Annotated in this window: 15 protein-coding genes; 13 read left to right on the top strand and 2 right to left on the bottom strand. The window is 41.7% G+C overall.

Annotated elements, in window-relative coordinates; genetic code table 11:
• The first annotated feature begins 78 nt into the window (after nt 1-78).
• The 3 genes from IPM34_02695 (at nt 79) to IPM34_02685 (ending at nt 1,445) form a co-directional block, all read left to right on the top strand.
• The gene (locus tag IPM34_02695; protein MBK8954449.1) at nt 79-363 is read left to right on the top strand and encodes an osmoprotectant transporter permease; all 285 of its coding nucleotides are present in this window, start codon (nt 79-81) and stop codon (nt 361-363) included.
• Between the two features lie 65 nt (nt 364-428).
• Complete coding sequence (locus IPM34_02690; GenBank protein MBK8954448.1) at nt 429-932, top strand: alcohol dehydrogenase catalytic domain-containing protein; 504 nt, start codon at nt 429-431, stop codon at nt 930-932.
• Nucleotides 933-1,076: 144 nt separating this feature from the next.
• Complete coding sequence (locus IPM34_02685; GenBank protein MBK8954447.1) at nt 1,077-1,445, top strand: zinc-binding dehydrogenase; 369 nt, start codon at nt 1,077-1,079, stop codon at nt 1,443-1,445.
• A gap of 230 nt (nt 1,446-1,675) precedes the next feature.
• Here the strand turns inward: IPM34_02685 and IPM34_02680 are convergent, their stop codons facing one another.
• Nucleotides 1,676-4,768 (bottom strand): esterase-like activity of phytase family protein, encoded by a 3,093-nt coding sequence (locus IPM34_02680; GenBank protein ID MBK8954446.1) that lies wholly within the window; start codon nt 4,766-4,768, stop codon nt 1,676-1,678.
• A gap of 682 nt (nt 4,769-5,450) precedes the next feature.
• Nucleotides 5,451-6,599: a DNA polymerase IV gene (gene dinB / locus IPM34_02675; protein MBK8954445.1), complete on the bottom strand. Its 1,149-nt coding sequence runs from the start codon at nt 6,597-6,599 to the stop codon at nt 5,451-5,453.
• Between the two features lie 121 nt (nt 6,600-6,720).
• On the opposite strand from dinB, the gene IPM34_02670 reads away from it, so the two are divergent.
• The 10 genes from IPM34_02670 (at nt 6,721) to IPM34_02625 (ending at nt 15,693) form a co-directional block, all read left to right on the top strand.
• The gene (locus IPM34_02670; GenBank protein ID MBK8954444.1) at nt 6,721-7,488 is read left to right on the top strand and encodes a helix-turn-helix domain-containing protein; all 768 of its coding nucleotides are present in this window, start codon (nt 6,721-6,723) and stop codon (nt 7,486-7,488) included.
• Nucleotides 7,489-7,571: 83 nt separating this feature from the next.
• The gene (gene purD / locus IPM34_02665; GenBank protein ID MBK8954443.1) at nt 7,572-8,888 is read left to right on the top strand and encodes a phosphoribosylamine--glycine ligase; all 1,317 of its coding nucleotides are present in this window, start codon (nt 7,572-7,574) and stop codon (nt 8,886-8,888) included.
• A gap of 91 nt (nt 8,889-8,979) precedes the next feature.
• Nucleotides 8,980-9,573: a hypothetical protein gene (locus tag IPM34_02660; GenBank protein ID MBK8954442.1), complete on the top strand. Its 594-nt coding sequence runs from the start codon at nt 8,980-8,982 to the stop codon at nt 9,571-9,573.
• Entirely contained in the window at nt 9,492-10,412 is a 921-nt protein-coding gene (locus IPM34_02655) for an alanine racemase (protein MBK8954441.1), read from the top strand. The genes IPM34_02660 and IPM34_02655 overlap by 82 nt, the downstream gene beginning before the upstream one ends.
• Before the next feature lie 76 nt (nt 10,413-10,488).
• Nucleotides 10,489-11,343 carry an alanine racemase gene (alr, locus tag IPM34_02650; protein ID MBK8954440.1) on the top strand — a complete coding sequence of 285 codons (855 nt, stop codon included), beginning with the start codon at nt 10,489-10,491 and terminating at the stop codon, nt 11,341-11,343.
• 154 nt (nt 11,344-11,497) lie between these two features.
• A complete protein-coding gene (locus tag IPM34_02645) occupies nt 11,498-12,274 on the top strand; it encodes a peptidylprolyl isomerase (protein MBK8954439.1) in 777 nt (258 codons plus the stop codon).
• A gap of 35 nt (nt 12,275-12,309) precedes the next feature.
• Nucleotides 12,310-12,528, top strand: a complete 219-nt coding sequence (locus IPM34_02640) for a peptidylprolyl isomerase (GenBank protein ID MBK8954438.1) — start codon at nt 12,310-12,312, stop codon at nt 12,526-12,528.
• Nucleotides 12,529-12,620: 92 nt separating this feature from the next.
• Nucleotides 12,621-13,412, top strand: coding sequence for a hypothetical protein (locus tag IPM34_02635; protein MBK8954437.1), 792 nt, complete (start codon nt 12,621-12,623; stop codon nt 13,410-13,412).
• A 53-nt stretch (nt 13,413-13,465) separates the two neighbouring features.
• On the top strand, nt 13,466-14,335 hold the full coding sequence (locus IPM34_02630) for a hypothetical protein (GenBank protein MBK8954436.1): 870 nt from the start codon (nt 13,466-13,468) through the stop codon (nt 14,333-14,335).
• Nucleotides 14,332-15,693 (top strand): peptidylprolyl isomerase, encoded by a 1,362-nt coding sequence (locus tag IPM34_02625; protein MBK8954435.1) that lies wholly within the window; start codon nt 14,332-14,334, stop codon nt 15,691-15,693. The genes IPM34_02630 and IPM34_02625 overlap by 4 nt, the downstream gene beginning before the upstream one ends.
• The last annotated feature ends 1 nt before the right edge of the window (nt 15,694 follow it).

The following is a 15,694-nucleotide window of genomic DNA, read 5'->3' as shown; positions in this document are numbered from 1 at the left end:
GTGCTTACAGATTATTCTCCAAGGGCTCGCCTGGTTGAGTTCTTTTTTTATTCTCTCAAATAATCGTAATATTGTTCTATGAACTTCTTTTGGATACTTTGGATCTTCGATGCAATCATAGCATTGGTTGCACTATATTTTTTTATCACCGGGTTGAGTGACGGGTCGGTCGGCGCTTTTAATATGAAAATATGGATCTTGCTCCTATTGGGACTGGTTGTCATCCTGGGAGGAAGTTATTGGTGTTATAACCATGATTATATGAAGCTTGGCCAGAGATTGTTATACATTCTTGCCATTCCCGGATTTTTATATTTGCTTTTTCTTTTGTTTGTCATCATAGCAAGACCTCGCTGGAATTAACTCTCTGCTGAAAAGCCTGATCATTATTTCCATTGTAATTTTAATACGATTCTAAATATTAACCGATGAAAGCCATTTACCTGGTGCGTCATTCCTGCCCGTTCCGTTCTTTTGAATTCAGAGAAATCGCCATTCCGGAACCAAAACCCCACGAGGTACTTATTAAAAACATTTGTTCGGGATTGAATTTTGCTGATGTCATGGTTCGCAAAAACTTATACGATGGTGCGCCGAAACTCCCTGCGGTCATTGGATTTGATGCAGCCGGAACGGTGGTCTCTGTTGGATCTGAAATAAAACATTTAAAACCCGGTGATGTGGTGGTGGCACTTTCCAAATTCAATGGGTATGCCGAATATGTATGCACTTCAGCAACCGGAGTTGTGAAGATACCCGCTACATGGGATCCCGTTGATGCCACAGCACTTGCTGTTCAATACCTGACGGCTTATTACGCTGCTGCCAAATTGGTAAATTTACAAGAAGGAGATAAAGTTCTCATCCATTCCGGTGCCGGCGGACTCGGACGCGCGCTCATTCAGTATTGTCTTTTTAAAAATGCACAGTGATCTCAACTGCCGGTTCCGAAGAGAAAACGAAAATTCTGAAAGACCTGGGTGTTCATTTTCCCATCCATTACAGTAAAACTGATTTTGTAAGCGAAGTAAAAAAGGATCACCGGTCAAGGTGGTGTAGATGTAGTTTTTGACGGTGTGGGTGGCAGCACTGCCCGCAAGAGCTTCAAAATACTCGCTACCGGTGGCAGACTTGTTTTACATGGTGCATCTGCTTTAAGTTCGGGAAATCTATTTTCAAAAATAGCTCAGTTCCTATCCTTCGGATTCTTTCATCCCGTGATGCTGATGATGCCATCGAAGGCAATACTGGGTATCAACATGTTGGAAATTGCGGATCACAAACCGGATTTCATTCATCAAATGCTTTGCGAAGTCATTCAAATCACCGAACAGGGTATTTTTAAGCCGGAAACTCCGCACCGTTTTCCAGCAAGCGACATTGCAAAAGCCCACGAGTTGTTGGAGAACAGGAAGAGTACGGGTAAGGTTTGTTTGGTTTGGTGAAAAATAACTTATCAATTTTGGAGAATGATAATTTTATTTTACACTCAAGCACTAATGAACGTTTGTTAAATATTGCATTATAAAATGACATTTTGATAGCCTCTAATCATGACTTATTGATGGAAATTATTGGATTCCATAATGAAGTCCGCAATATTAATATTTTTGAATAAAAAAACCCTGCCTGAAAAACCAGACAGGGCTTTAATTTTTATAATTGAGTCAAATAATTACTCAACAAACAATTTCAACAAATGGCTTTCAAAGTTCGTAATGGTATAGAGGTAATACATGCCTGGACTGACTACACTCTTTTCTGAAAGCTCCAAAAAATATTGGTTTGCAGGTTCTGAAATTTTTTCGTTCCAGATCAACTGTCCGGAGCTGTTTATAAGTCCGATTTCATAGATAAGTTCATGTTGTGTTGAACCTTCAAGGGTTAATAATTGACCGGAAGAAATTGGATTTGGATAAATAACCAGTTTATGCTGATTATTCAATTCACCGACGCGTATATGTTGTTGAAATTCTTTCGCTGTGCTGGTTTTTGTCTTTTGTTCTATTGCATCTAAAATACTTCCTGAGTCTAAACCAGGTACAGGATTCTTAAGTTTTGATGGCTTATCTGAATCCGGATTATACATGGCAAGGATCTGCCCGCCTTGAACGAGTTGTCCGGGTAGCGGATAATGAGCCTGATCTACCAGCAAGAACATACCATGTCCCAGAATATGACGAACGTCTATGATTCCCGAGGATTCTTCATCCTGAGTCAGAAAATTATGGGCACCGTTAATAAATCTTGTAGGATCATGATCTCCCACTGTTTTTAATTCGTCAGTGGAAATATTATATTGCCAGATTTTCCCCAAACGTGCATTGTTGCCTACATCCTCCTGAAGTAATAAATTTCCACGGCTATCTGAACACATGTTGTCAAACATTTTTTGTCCTTCAGTTCCGTCTAAAGGAATCTCAATCGTTCCACCTTTTTCAGGATGTTGTATATCGTCAAATTCAATTTTCCACAAACGACTGGGTGCGTTGAATGCATTGGTCGTCACAAAATAAAATACATTGGGCTCGCCTTGAATCCAGGTTCCATCTTCAGGACGCTTAAATTGAGTGACCGCATTCGCATTACTCATTGTATTCAATTCAGCACCTGATTTATTTTGAACGGTTCCCAGATCCACTATCGAAAATCTTTGATTGGATGCAGGGATGACAGAATCCAATTCGACTGGATAATTTTCAACTTTCAATCCAAACAATTTTCCCTTGCTGAGTCCTGCTCTGTCAATTTCATTACCGGCTGTTCCTTTCTTCCCCAAATAAAAATACACTTGTCCGCCATTGCTGTCATCCAACAGCGCCACCAGGGTGTTTACTCCGGATTCTGGATGTGCAACTACGTTTTCCCAGGAGGCTTTACCCAGATATGGCAATTCATAACTGGTCCCGGTATTCACGCCAGTCGCAATATGCGCAAAAGCGCGACCTTCATCACCAGTTTCTTCTCCATTTAAAAATAACCGGGTCATGGTACCCAATCTTTTAATCCCAGATTTATGATAGAATGCAGTATAGGGTGGAAGATCTGCAGAGCACAATCTTGCGAAAGCGGTAGTTCCTTCTGTGTAACCCGTACCGTTCCATAAGTTTACTTTCTTTACCAGGTCTTCTCCGTTAAGCACTTTTAAATCGGATTTTCTTACTTTCCATTTAGAGATAAACGCTCCGGTGGAGCCATGTGCTCTGACAGCACCTGCAGTTGTACCAAATTCGTGGTTCAACAAAATTGTAAAGCTTCCATCGCCGTTGTCATAAGCTCCCATCCCATCCGGAATTCCGCACAGGGTATAACCATTTGCAGATTCTCCCACTGTAAGTATGGAAGTGAATTGAACGTCTTGTGCTGCTGGAAGAACATAGGGTGATTGGTTGGTACTCGGACCCGTTAGTCCCTGAGTGACCGGATAAACTTCCCGATAGCGGCTGATTTTATTTTTGCCTGAAAGCCGGAAAACGATTAAATGACTTTCTTTACCGGTAGCCATTGCAATCCCGTTTTCATCGGGAGAAAATTGACCAAAATCATTGTCATTTCCAATGACAATCGTGCTGTCGTTTAATATGGAAATTCCTTCTGCTTTATCCAGACTTGCGGGCCATCCTTCTGCCAACAAATCCATCACCAGCGTTTTTTCAACGGGTCTGATTTGGTTGGCGGCCAGTCCAGTTGAATCCACCAATTGTTCCAGGGTCATGTTATTATTAAATAAACCCGACCGAACCGGAGTCGCATTGGAAAGATTGATCCTGTAAAGTCTTTTGATATCTGTAGTTCCGCGGGCAGCAGCCTCTAAAACTAAAAATTCATGGTCATTAATCGCATATAAATCTCCGATTTTCCAATCGCGGAGACGGATTTGGTCACCTCCTTTGCCAATAATTCCATCGTTGAGATACGCAAACATTCTGGTTGCATTTGTTTTAGGATCTATTTCAAGAAGACGATGAATTCTTGTATTTTCTCCTGCTGATTTTGAAGGAAATAAAAGTGGACTTTGAATTGCAACATAAATTTTACCACTGGGAGTAATGGCGATGCCTTCAAAGCCCCGGTTGTTTTTGCGATATTTAAATACGGTATCTATCAATACATCCACGGGATGTGCTCCCGGTAAATTTGCATAAGGTGAATAGCGCTTTATTAAAACACCTGCTTTGTTGAGCTGCCATACGGTTGGGCCTCCTTCTTCACACAACCAAAAATTTCCGTCGGGATCTACTACCAAACCTTCGCAGTCAATCCCAAAAGTATCTTTTAATGTAGTTTTACTTTGAAAAGCACTACAATTGTTTACGGTATCTGTAGAAATCTGTTCGGAAGCAGTACTCCCAAAACCTGTTGGATTGACCAAACCGCTTGCCCCTTGTCCGTTTGGACGAAGAATTGGAATGGTTTGAAGGATCTGAATGCTATCTCCTGCAATCCGCAGGCGATGAATCTTTGGTATATACGATGGAAATGGAAATATTTTATCGTAGGTTGGTCTGCAAGCCTGATCATTTGCATTGGCTGCATCGACGTTTACCCCGCGATCTGAACAAGTCCAGAATTCGGTCCCATGACTCCCGGCGATCGGATAAAGAGAAGAAAATCCAGCCTCCCGAAATAATATACCCTGATAGGTACCAATGCGTGCGGAGTGGTAATTCTTGTAATCATTCATCATTTTAATTTGCGCATGGCCATCAAAATGAATACATACAGCAAGTGCGATCCCTGACAGGATCTTAAAAAATCTTGTTTTCATAAATTTAGTTTTGAGTTGTTGCAAAAGTATCTGCCCAAAAAGAATAGAGCATTATTTAGCAAGTCATCACTCCGTTATCAAATCTTCAAACTAAAATTTATAAATTGACAAATTCAAATGATGAAAATGTCAAGATTTTATTTGCTATTTGTTGCGTACCTGTAAATGGATCAATGTCAGTTAGGTGTGAGGTGTTAGATGTTAGATGTTAGGTGTTAGGTGTTGGATGTTAGGTGTTGGATGTTAGGTGTTAGGTGTTAGATGTTAGGTGTTAGATGTTAGGTGTTAGATGTTAGGTGTTAGATGTTAGGTGTTAGATGTTAGGTGTTGGATGTTAGGTGTTAGGTGTTAGGTGTTAGGTGTTAGATGTTAGGTGTTAGGTGCTAGGTGTTGGAAATGTAACTAACATTTGTTAGTTATGGAAATATCAGTATTCATTTTCAACGTTATCGACAAACTGAATCATCCGTAGAGACTCCCGCAGATTTCTCAGATTTACGCAGAAAAATTTCTCTGCGCAAATCTAAGGACAATTAGCCCAGCACAAGTCCTCTCTTTTCTTCTTTTACCCTAATTCTAACAAACGTTAGTTAGTTTAATAAACCAAATTGCTTTAGGCTTTAGGCTTTAGCCTTTGAGCTTCCGGCTTTAGGCTTTGAGCTTTAAGCTTTAAGCCTCCCCCCTACTTCAACACCGCAGCCCGCATCACCGAACCTGCGCCCCAGCGGCGGCGGATGTGATCCAGTTGCTGCATCAGGGAGATCTGCTCTGCTGTGTCTTCAAACAAACTGATCTGGTAATGACCCTGGACCAGTCCGCTGAATTTGAGTCCGACCAGGCGGATCAGCTGCCGCTTTTCATACAGGGCATCAAACAATTCGTAACTCACTCTGCGCAGGGTGTCGTCGTGCGCCGTATAGGCAATGCGCCTTTGTTTGGAATAGGTATTGAAATCGGCATAGCGGATCTTGACGGTTACACAACAACATACGCGGCCACCCTGACGCAACTCAAAGGCCAGCTTCTCGCACATGTCGAGCAACAGGATGCGGATGCGACGAATGTCAAGAGTGTCTTTTTCAAATGTCGTCTCTTTCGAAATGGATTTCTGCTCGTGATAGGGCACCACCGCTGTCTCGTCGATGGCATTGGCATGCTCCCACAAGCTTTTGCCCGATTCATTGCCAAACTCGCGCTGCAGCAGGGGTACCGGAATGTCGCGCAGGGTATGGATGAAACGCACCCCCATAAAACTCAATCGCTTGTAGGTCTGCTTGCCGATACCCGGTATCTTGGAGGTACTGAGTGGCGATAAAAATTCCCGCTCCTCGCCCGAAGCCACCTGCAACATCCCGTTGGGTTTGGCTTCGCCGGTACCGATTTTGGACACCAGCTTGTTGACCGACAAACCAAACGAAATGGGAAGACCCGCTTCCCGCATCAGTTTTTCCCTGAGCTCCACAGCCCATTTCATACATCCGAAATAACGATCCATCCCGGTCAGGTCCAGATAAAACTCGTCGATAGAAGCCTTTTCAAATACCGGCGCCTGCTCTGCAATGATATCGGTTACCATCGCCGAATATTTGGTGTAAGAATCCATGTCGCCGCGAATTACCGTGGCCTGCGGACACAAACGCAAGGCCATTTTCATGGGCATCGCCGAATGTACGCCAAATGCCCGGGCCTCATAACTGCAGGCTGCCACCACCCCGCGACTGCTATAACCCCCAACAATCAGCGGAAGCCCCTGGAGCTGACTGTTTTTGATGCATTCTACCGAAACAAAGAATGCATCGAGGTCCATATGCAAAATCGCTCGATGATACATAAAAGTCCTTAGTGAATAGCTGTCTGACGAATTTATCGTCAAAAATAGGATGAATAATATTTTTGGACGAGTTTTTCAACAATTATTTTGTACTTTTGTACCGGGCAAATAAACTACATATATGTATTTAGCAGAAAATCTTAGATTTATAAGACAGGAAAAAAATTATTCCCAGGCAGAAGCTGCCGAAAAAATAGGCATACCCAGAACCACGCTAGGTGATTACGAACGCGGTCATACCGAACCCAATATCGAAACGCTCTCTAAAATAGCCCGGGTGTACGGACTGAAAATAGAAAGCCTCATCAGCCAAAGACTCAAAAATGTGGCCTGGGAAGATCAACGGTCGGATCAGTTTAAAATTTTGGCCATTTCGGTCGATGCCCAGGAAAAAAACAACATCGAACTGGTTCGCACCAAAGCAGCCGCAGGTTATATGGACAGCTTCCAGGACCCGGAATACATCAGCGAATTGCCCAGATTTCAATTGCCTTCCTTGCAGGGACACCTCAGGGCTTTCGAGATCGAAGGCGACTCCATGCTTCCCATGGAACCCGGCAACATCGTGATCTGTAAATACGTCGAACGCCTCGATGAAGTAAAAAATAACAACTGTTATATCGTAGTTTCACAAAGAGAAGGGGTGGTGTATAAGCGATTGCAGAAAACTCCAAACAATCAGGAAATGCTTTGTATTTCTGATAACCAACTCTACCCAAGTTTTCAGCTTCCAATGGAAGAAATAAAAGAATTATGGGAATACCAGGCTCATATTTCTTTTCGCGAGCCTTCGCTGATCCACCAAAGTCTGATGGACGAACGCATGACTGATATTCAACGAAAAGTAAACGAATTGCACAGGCACTATATAGGAAAAACTTCTTCGTAAAGGAAACTTCCAAAAACAGATCACCCATGGCTCCTGAAGACTGATCAAACATAATTCTCTACCTTCGTAATCTGATTCATCCTATGAAAAAAAATGTTTTGATCCTTGGTTCCGGTGGACGCGAACACGCACTTGCCTGGAAATTGTCTGAAAGTGAAAACCTGGCACAGCTCTTTGTCCTGCCCGGAAACCCAGGCACGATGTCCGTAGCCATCAATATTCCCGGAGATTTGTCAGATATCCCCTTTGTCATACACGCCATCCGGCAATTCGATATCGATGTAGTCGTTTGCGGTCCCGAAGCGCCGCTGGATGCAGGGATCATGGATGCTATTTCACAAACGGAAGGATTACACAAGCTCATTTTAGTAGGCCCTGGCAAAAAAGGTGCACAACTGGAAAGTAGTAAAGCGTTTTCCAAAGATTTTATGCAAAAACATGGAATTCCAACTGCAGCTTACAAAATATTTCAAAAGAACCAGCTGAACGATGCCATGGATTACATCAGCAATCTCATCCCTCCAATTGTGCTAAAAGCATCAGGACTTGCAGCTGGAAAAGGCGTGGTCATTTGTGAGGATCACATGGAAGCTGAAAAAGAAATCATCTCCATGCTTTCGGGAAAATTCGGTACGGCATCCGAAACGCTGGTCATCGAAGAATTTATGAGTGGGATTGAGTTTTCTGTCTTTGTACTTACGAATGGAAAACAATACGTTCTTTTACCTGAAGCGAAAGACTACAAACGGATAGGAGAAGGAGACACGGGCCCCAACACAGGTGGAATGGGTGCTATCTCGCCGGTACCGTTTGCAGATCAGGCATTAATGGACCGTGTAAAAAGGGAAATCATTGAACCGACATTGAAAGGATTACAGGCAGATGAAATTCCCTATCAAGGTTTTATTTTTTTCGGGCTGATGAAAGTAGGCGAGCAACCAAAGGTCATCGAATACAATTGCAGACTCGGTGACCCGGAGACGGAGGTGATTTTACCAAGAATTGAATCTGATCTTCTCGAACTTTTCATGGATATGCAAGCGGAAAAACTCCAGGACTCTAAAATTGAAATCAGTCCGAAAACCGCAGCCACCATCGTGCTTGCCAGTGGCGGATATCCGGGTAGCTTCGAAAAAGGAAAGCCCATAGAACTCAAAGATGAGTTCATTCCGGATTCCTATATCTTTCATGCAGGCACCAAATTGGATGAATATGTGCTAAGAACTCAGGGAGGCAGAGTTTTTGCCGTTACCGCACTTCAAGATTCGCCTAAGGAAGCGCTTCAGCTTTGCCGCCAACTTGCACATTCTGTTCAATTTGATAAAAAATATTTCAGAAATGACATTGGCTTTGATCTCTATCCTGAAATCAGTTTGTCTGAAAAGGAACACACCTCCTGAGCATGCAATATACGGTTAAGGAACTTGCAGAAATATTCCATATACAAACTTACGAACGTTCGTTAGCTGATTGGACGGTCAGTCATGCAGAATGCGACAGCCGCTCTGTTTTGCAACCGGCACAGACCCTCTTTTTGCGATGAAAGGCACACGAAGTGATGGCCACAATTTTATTGCGCAACTCATCGAATCAGGAGTACATGTTTTTGTAGTCCGGGAAATTCCTGAAGAAATCCACAACAGCGTTTGTTTTCTGGTTGTCAATGATGTCCTGTCAGCCTTGCAAAAACTGGCTGAACACCATCGCAAAAAATTTAACATTCCGATCATCGGAATCACAGGCAGCAACGGCAAAACCATAGTCAAAGAATGGCTGGCAACCATCCTTCAGTCAAAATTCAAAGTATGCAAAAATCCAAAATCTTATAACTCTCAGCTGGGTGTTGCTTTGTCGGTACTGGATTTAAACGATACCCATGAAATTGCATTATTTGAAGCGGGTATCAGCAATCCCGGTGAAATGCCGCGCTTGTCTGCCATGATCTCTGCCACTCTTGGCATCATCACCAATATTGGCGACGCCCATCAATCGGGTTTCTCCGAATGGACGAAAAGACCCGGGAAAAACTCCGGTTGTTTAATCATGCCGAAAAACTCATTTATTGCAAAGATTACCAAAGTATAGACCATCACAGAAAGCATCATCATGGAAACATAAGCTGGTCGCAAAAATTAGATGCTGCTTACAAAATTAAAAGACTGAAAAAAGCAGGAGATCATATTGCTTTGGAATTGCTCAGAGATGAGCAAAAATTTGAATTCGATCTGCAGTTTCAGGATGAAGCCTCCCTTGAAAACATCATGCATTGCATCGTCATGGCTCTCGAACTCGGAATGTCTCCATCGGAAATTCAGGAGGGCATCGGCCATTTGCATAACCTCAGCATGAGGCTCGAACAAAAAGAAGGATTGAATGGCTGCATCCTGATCAACGACAGTTACAGCCTGGATCTCAAGTCCCTCCAGCTTGCTCTTCAGTTCGTGGATCAGCAAAACCAGAATCTACCGCGCACCCTTGTAATTACTGATTTTGCAGAACACCGCGATCATTCAGAATTGTTCTCCGGGCTGGAATATTTGATAGACAAATATCACATTCAAAAAGTGATCCTCATTGGCGAAGAAATTTCAACACTTCAATTTAATAATAAAAGAAACCTTAGTTTTCACCCATTCCGTAATACAGAAGATGTTTTAGAAAAACTGGATGATTTAAATTTCCACAATGAACTTATTCTCATTAAAGGTGCCCGAAAATTCAAATTGGAACGGCTGTTTCATCAACTTAGTTTGTCTAAACACGACACCCTTTTGGAAATTGATCTCAAGGCGATTGCTCATAACCTGGATGTCTACAGATCTTTGCTTAAACCCGGCACCCAGATCATGGCCATTGTAAAAGCAGCAGCCTATGGGAGTGGCCATTATGAAATCGCTAAACTACTCGAACACAAAAAAAGTTGAATACCTGGCCGTGGCCTATCCCGATGAAGGAATCCTGCTCCGTCAAAAAGGAGTCAGACTTCGGTAATGGTTATGAATACCTGGAACTTCAGATTTTCAAAGTTTATTTGAATATCATCTGGAACCTGAAATTTTTTCAATTGCACAATTGCAAAGATGTCTTCTTGAAATGGGATCATCCAATTTTATTCCCATCCATATTAAACTGGATACCGGCATGCATCGCCTGGGATTTTTGTCGCAGGACCTCCCGGCGCTCCAGGAAATTTTAAGTAAACATCCCTGGATCCAGGTAAAAAGTATATTTACTCATCTGGCTGCCAGTGATCAGTCATTTTTTGATGCATTTACCAAACAGCAATTGAGCTTATTTGAAAAAATGGCAGAACAGATCTCTGAAGTTATTGGTTACAAACCATTTTTACATGCTTTGAACAGTGGAGGCATCTCGCGACATCCCGAAATGTCCTATTCGATGGTCAGATTGGGCATTGGCTTATACGGCTTCGACAGCGACCCTGCCGTTCAAAATAAACTTGAAAAAGTACATACCTTAAAGACAAGGATCAGCCAGATTAAAACCTATCCAGCCGGAGAAACCATAAGTTACAACAGGTCCGGAGTGCTCAAACGGGAATCCAAAATTGGAGTACTTAGCCTCGGTTATGCTGATGGATTACCCAGAAATGCCGGCAGCAAGGCCTCTGAGGTTTGGATCAACCGTCAAAAAGTTCCGTTGATAGGCGTGGTTTGCATGGATATGTGTATGGTCGATTTGACCGGATTGGAAAACGTTTCGGAAGGTATGGAGGTGGAAATATTCGGAAAAAATGCTCCGTTGGAGGACCTGGCTCAGGCCTGTGAGACCATTCCCTACGAAATCTTAGCCAGACTCTCGGGTAGGGTTAAACGCTTATTCCTTCAGGATTAAGGAGTTAGCCCTCAAACTTTAAAATAAAATCCAGACTTTGGGGATCCTGTAGTTTTTTATTAAAGTTCATGTTAATCCCTGCATTCATCCAATAGAATACGCGGTTTGAACGTTTCTAGTTCTTAATTTTGACCGTTTTTAAAAAGCCAAACATATGCGATTAATTCTCACCATTTTTATTGCCTTTTTGACATGGGTAACCAACGCCCAAACTGATCCGGTTCTGTTTACGGTTGCAGGAACCCCTGTACATCTTTCTGAATTCGAATATATATACAACAAAAACAACCAGAAAGAAGCCGATTACAGCCGTAAATCGCTGGACGACTATCTCAATCTGTACACCAAATTCAAATTGAAAGTTCAGGCCGCAAGAGACATGAAAGTCGATACCATACCGGCATTGATCAAGGAATTGGAAGGTTATCGTCAACAACTTACAACCAGTTATTTAAACGATAAAGAAGTTACCGATAAACTTGCGAGGGAAGTTTATGAAAGACAAAGAAAGGACCTTCTGATCAATCATATTTTGTTCAGCCTGAGTCCGAACGCCACTGGTGCCGACACTGTAAAATCTTATAACATGGCAGCCAACGCCATTCGAATGATCAATACCGGAATGAAATGGAGCGATGCTGCCAAAAACAGCAACGATTTAAATTCCGCTCAAAAGAATGGCAGGTTAGGATGGTTTACATCCATGTTTCCGGATGGTTTTATACCCTGGAAAATGCTGCATATTCGCTTCAGCCCGGACAGGTCTATCCGTTGCCCATACGTACCAAACTTGGGTATCACGTTTTGCAGTTGGAAGCAGAAAGGCCGGCCTATCGACGCATGGAAATTGCACACATTTTTATCAAAAAATCCAGTCGCGGAAATCCCGACATCATCGCCCAGGCTAAAGCTGACAGCTTATATAAACTGATCAAATCCGGACAGAATTTCGAAGAACTGGCCAGGGTGCACAGCGACGACAAAGCGAGTGCTGTTCAAGGTGGTTCGATTGGATATATTGGAATCAATCAGTTTGAGCCCTCCTTTGAAGATGCTGCATTTGCTATAGGATCGGATGGAGACATTTCAGTTCCGGTTGAATCGGCAATTGGATGGCACATCATCAAAAGACTGCGCAAAGACGATGAACTCCCCTATGAACGTGCAAAAGGAAGATCCAGGTAGATATTCAAAGAGACGAACGCTTTAATGTAGCTCAGGCGTCACTTATAGAGAAGATCAAATCCGAAGCCGGCTATAAAGAAAATGAAAATACTTTGAATGATTTCATTGCCAATATCGATACCTTGTTCTATACATATAAATGGAAGATTCCCGAAAACTTGAAGAACGATCCGATTTTTACTTTAAGCAATCAGGCGTTTGGACTTTTGGAATTTGCTGAATTTGTTAAAAGCAATACACGACTGAGAATGCAGGGTGGAGAAAACAAGGACGTAAAGACCACTTTGAAAAACATGCTCAAAGAATACTCCAATCAAAAATGCCTTCAGTTTGAAGAAGGAAAACTCGAGGAAAAATATCCCGATTTTAAAGCGCTCATGCGCGAATACAGAGAAGGAATATTACTTTTTGAAGCTACAAAAATTGTGGTCTGGGATCGGGCATCAGAAGATACCGCCGGATTAAAAATGTTTCATCAAAAAAATAAAGATAAGTATCGTTGGGAGGAAAGGGCTATGTTGCTTACAGTATCTGTTGACACAACAGATAAAAAACTTGTGGACGAGGTTTATAATTTTGCCAGAAAAAATCCGATTGAAAAAGTATTTTCAAAATTCGATACGAACAAAAAATTCATTTCCTATCAGCGTACCATGGTAGAGAAAAAGGGAATGGAACCTTACAAAGATTTATCCTTTTCTAAAAATTCAGTATCTAAACTTCATCTGAATCAGGATAATACGGGTTATCAATTCAATAAAATAGAAGCCATACATCCTGCCGGCACCAAAACACTCGATGAAGCAAGAGGATACATCATTGCTGATTACCAGGATCACCTTGAAATGATGTGGGTCGACGAACTCAGAAAAAATATGAGTTAAGGATCAATTCAGATGTATTCAATTCTCTGGTTAAGAAATAAGCACTAAAGCGGGTGTCTGGGATATATGCATTTGGATTAAGCTTGTGGATTGGCGGTTTGCTTTGTCTGGCTGGATGTAAAAACGAAACATCAGACCTTTCCTCAAATCCGGATCAAATTCTCGTTCAATATGGAGAGCGGAAACTAAAATTCAAGGAACTCGAAGAAAGCATCCCTGAAGAACTTCAGGGAGAGGACAGCCTACAATTTATCAACAACTTTATAGACCGCTGGCTCAAAGATCAGATCCTCATTAAAGATGCATATTCGGAACTCAAACAACTCGATGAAATCAACCAACTTGTAGAAAAATATAAAGACGAGTTGCTCCTGTTAAAATACGAAGAAAAGCTGATCAGTGAAAAGCTCGACACGGTCATCAGCGATGCCGAACTTGTGCGTTATTACAACAGCAATAAATCCAATTACAAATTGGAAAGCACCATTTTCCGTTTTGTAATGGTTAAAGCTAATAAACCAGTGAACGATTCCCGGAAACTGGATCAATTGTGGGGCAATTTAAACCAGGGTTCGCTGCAAGCTTTAAATATCTACTGCCAAAACAATGCCGAAATATGTTTTCTCAATTCAGCAAAATGGTATCAGTGGGATGATATAAAATCTTACATCCCGAACCGGTTTCTTCAGGAGAAAAATATCAATGAAGGACTTAACCGGGATTTTGCCGATTTTAATCACAGTTATAAAATACGTTTTTTCGAAGTAGTAAGACCACATGAAGATCCGCCTTTATCCTTTGTACGGGATCAGGCTAAAAAAGCAATTCTTCACCAGCGTAAAATCAAACTTCTTGAAACATATAAAGCTGAACGCTACGAAAATGAGCTTAAAGAAAAACGCATACAAATCATGAACAAATGAGAATATCATTTCTAAAAATTTTCTGCAGCTTGTTGCTCGCTGTTTTAACAAATGACAACTTTGCACAAACCATTGACCGGATTATTGCGAAAGTCGGATCAGAAATTATATTGTACTCTGATTGGCAGGAGCAAATCCAATTCATTAAATCGAGGCAGAACAATGTGATGAACAGAAATAATGAATGCGGGATCCTTGAAAATCTCATCATTCAAAAGTATCTGGTGAACAGAGCTAAGGTCGACAGTATTGAAATTAAAGACGATGAAGTTGAGCAACAACTCAATTCCAGAATTGAAAATATTCTTGCTTATTTCAATAATGATTACGATAAATTCAAAGAGTACTACGGACAAAGTGTAACAGAAACACGGGAAAGATTTCGAGAAGAATTAAAAAATCAATTGCTTACAGAAAGACTTCAAAATAAAATCATTGGCGAAATTCGCATCACTCCAGAAGAAACCAGAGAATTTTACAGCAAGATTCCGAAAGACAGCATCCCGTATATCAACTCCGAAGTTGAAATATCAGAAATAGTTTACAAGCCCCGGCTCAACGAAAACCAAAAAAATGCAGCCAAAGAACGCTTGCAAAAAATTTTAACAAGGATTCAGCAAGGTGAAGATTTCTCCAAAATAGCTGAGGTTCAATCCGACGACCCCGGATCTGCCAAAAATGGTGGTTCTTTAGGCTGGACAAAACGCGGGAGTCTGGTTCCTGAATTTGAGGCCGTTGCTTTTTCATTAAATAAAGATTCTATTTCCGGGATCGTAGAAAGTGAATATGGGTATCACATCATCCAGTTGCTTGAAAGAAGAGGAAATACCATTTTGACAAAACATATCCTGATCAAACCCCGATACGATGAAGCAGACTATAAGGCTGCTGAGTTATATCTCGATTCGATCAAATCTGTGATCATCAAAGATTCAATTCCCTTTGAAGCAGCAGTGCGCCTGTATTCCGATAAAAAATCAGAATCGTATAATAATGGTGGCCTACTCTTAAATCCCAAAACCGGAACTGCCGAATTTGAAACAGGTGATCTGGATCCCGATGTATTTTTTGCCATCGATAAATTACAGGTGGGAGAAATCAGCAAAGTTTTTTCCAGTACTGAACAGGATGGAACGAAGGTATTTAAATTAGTAAAATTAAATTCGAAAACACCACCTCACAAAGCAAATCTAAAAGACGATTATTCAAAAATACAACAAGTCGCAAAAGAAAATAAGAAAGGTCAGAAATTCCAGGAATGGCTGGCAGATAATGTTCCTAAAGCCTATATATCCATTGATCCTGATGTAAGAAAGATCTGCCCCGAAGTTGCCAGTTGGGCGGTACCACAACCCTAAC

It is taken from the genome of Saprospiraceae bacterium (assembly GCA_016716185.1).
In the GTDB taxonomy this organism is placed as follows: domain Bacteria; phylum Bacteroidota; class Bacteroidia; order Chitinophagales; family Saprospiraceae; genus Vicinibacter.
This window is presented reverse-complemented; position numbering and strand designations above follow the sequence as displayed.

What these genes read in the sequence shown, in the direction of transcription:
- IPM34_02695 (MBK8954449.1), top strand. Translation starts at nt 79, where the DNA reads ATGAACTTCTTTTGGATACTTTGGATCTTCGATGCAATCATAGCATTG.
- dinB (MBK8954445.1), bottom strand. Translation starts at nt 6,599, where the DNA reads ATGTATCATCGAGCGATTTTGCATATGGACCTCGATGCATTCTTTGTT.
- IPM34_02655 (MBK8954441.1), top strand. Translation starts at nt 9,492, where the DNA reads ATGGACGAAAAGACCCGGGAAAAACTCCGGTTGTTTAATCATGCCGAA.
- IPM34_02680 (MBK8954446.1), bottom strand. Translation starts at nt 4,768, where the DNA reads ATGAAAACAAGATTTTTTAAGATCCTGTCAGGGATCGCACTTGCTGTA.
- IPM34_02690 (MBK8954448.1), top strand. Translation starts at nt 429, where the DNA reads ATGAAAGCCATTTACCTGGTGCGTCATTCCTGCCCGTTCCGTTCTTTT.
- IPM34_02660 (MBK8954442.1), top strand. Translation starts at nt 8,980, where the DNA reads ATGCGACAGCCGCTCTGTTTTGCAACCGGCACAGACCCTCTTTTTGCG.
- IPM34_02670 (MBK8954444.1), top strand. Translation starts at nt 6,721, where the DNA reads ATGTATTTAGCAGAAAATCTTAGATTTATAAGACAGGAAAAAAATTAT.
- IPM34_02645 (MBK8954439.1), top strand. Translation starts at nt 11,498, where the DNA reads ATGCGATTAATTCTCACCATTTTTATTGCCTTTTTGACATGGGTAACC.
- IPM34_02625 (MBK8954435.1), top strand. Translation starts at nt 14,332, where the DNA reads ATGAGAATATCATTTCTAAAAATTTTCTGCAGCTTGTTGCTCGCTGTT.
- purD (MBK8954443.1), top strand. Translation starts at nt 7,572, where the DNA reads ATGAAAAAAAATGTTTTGATCCTTGGTTCCGGTGGACGCGAACACGCA.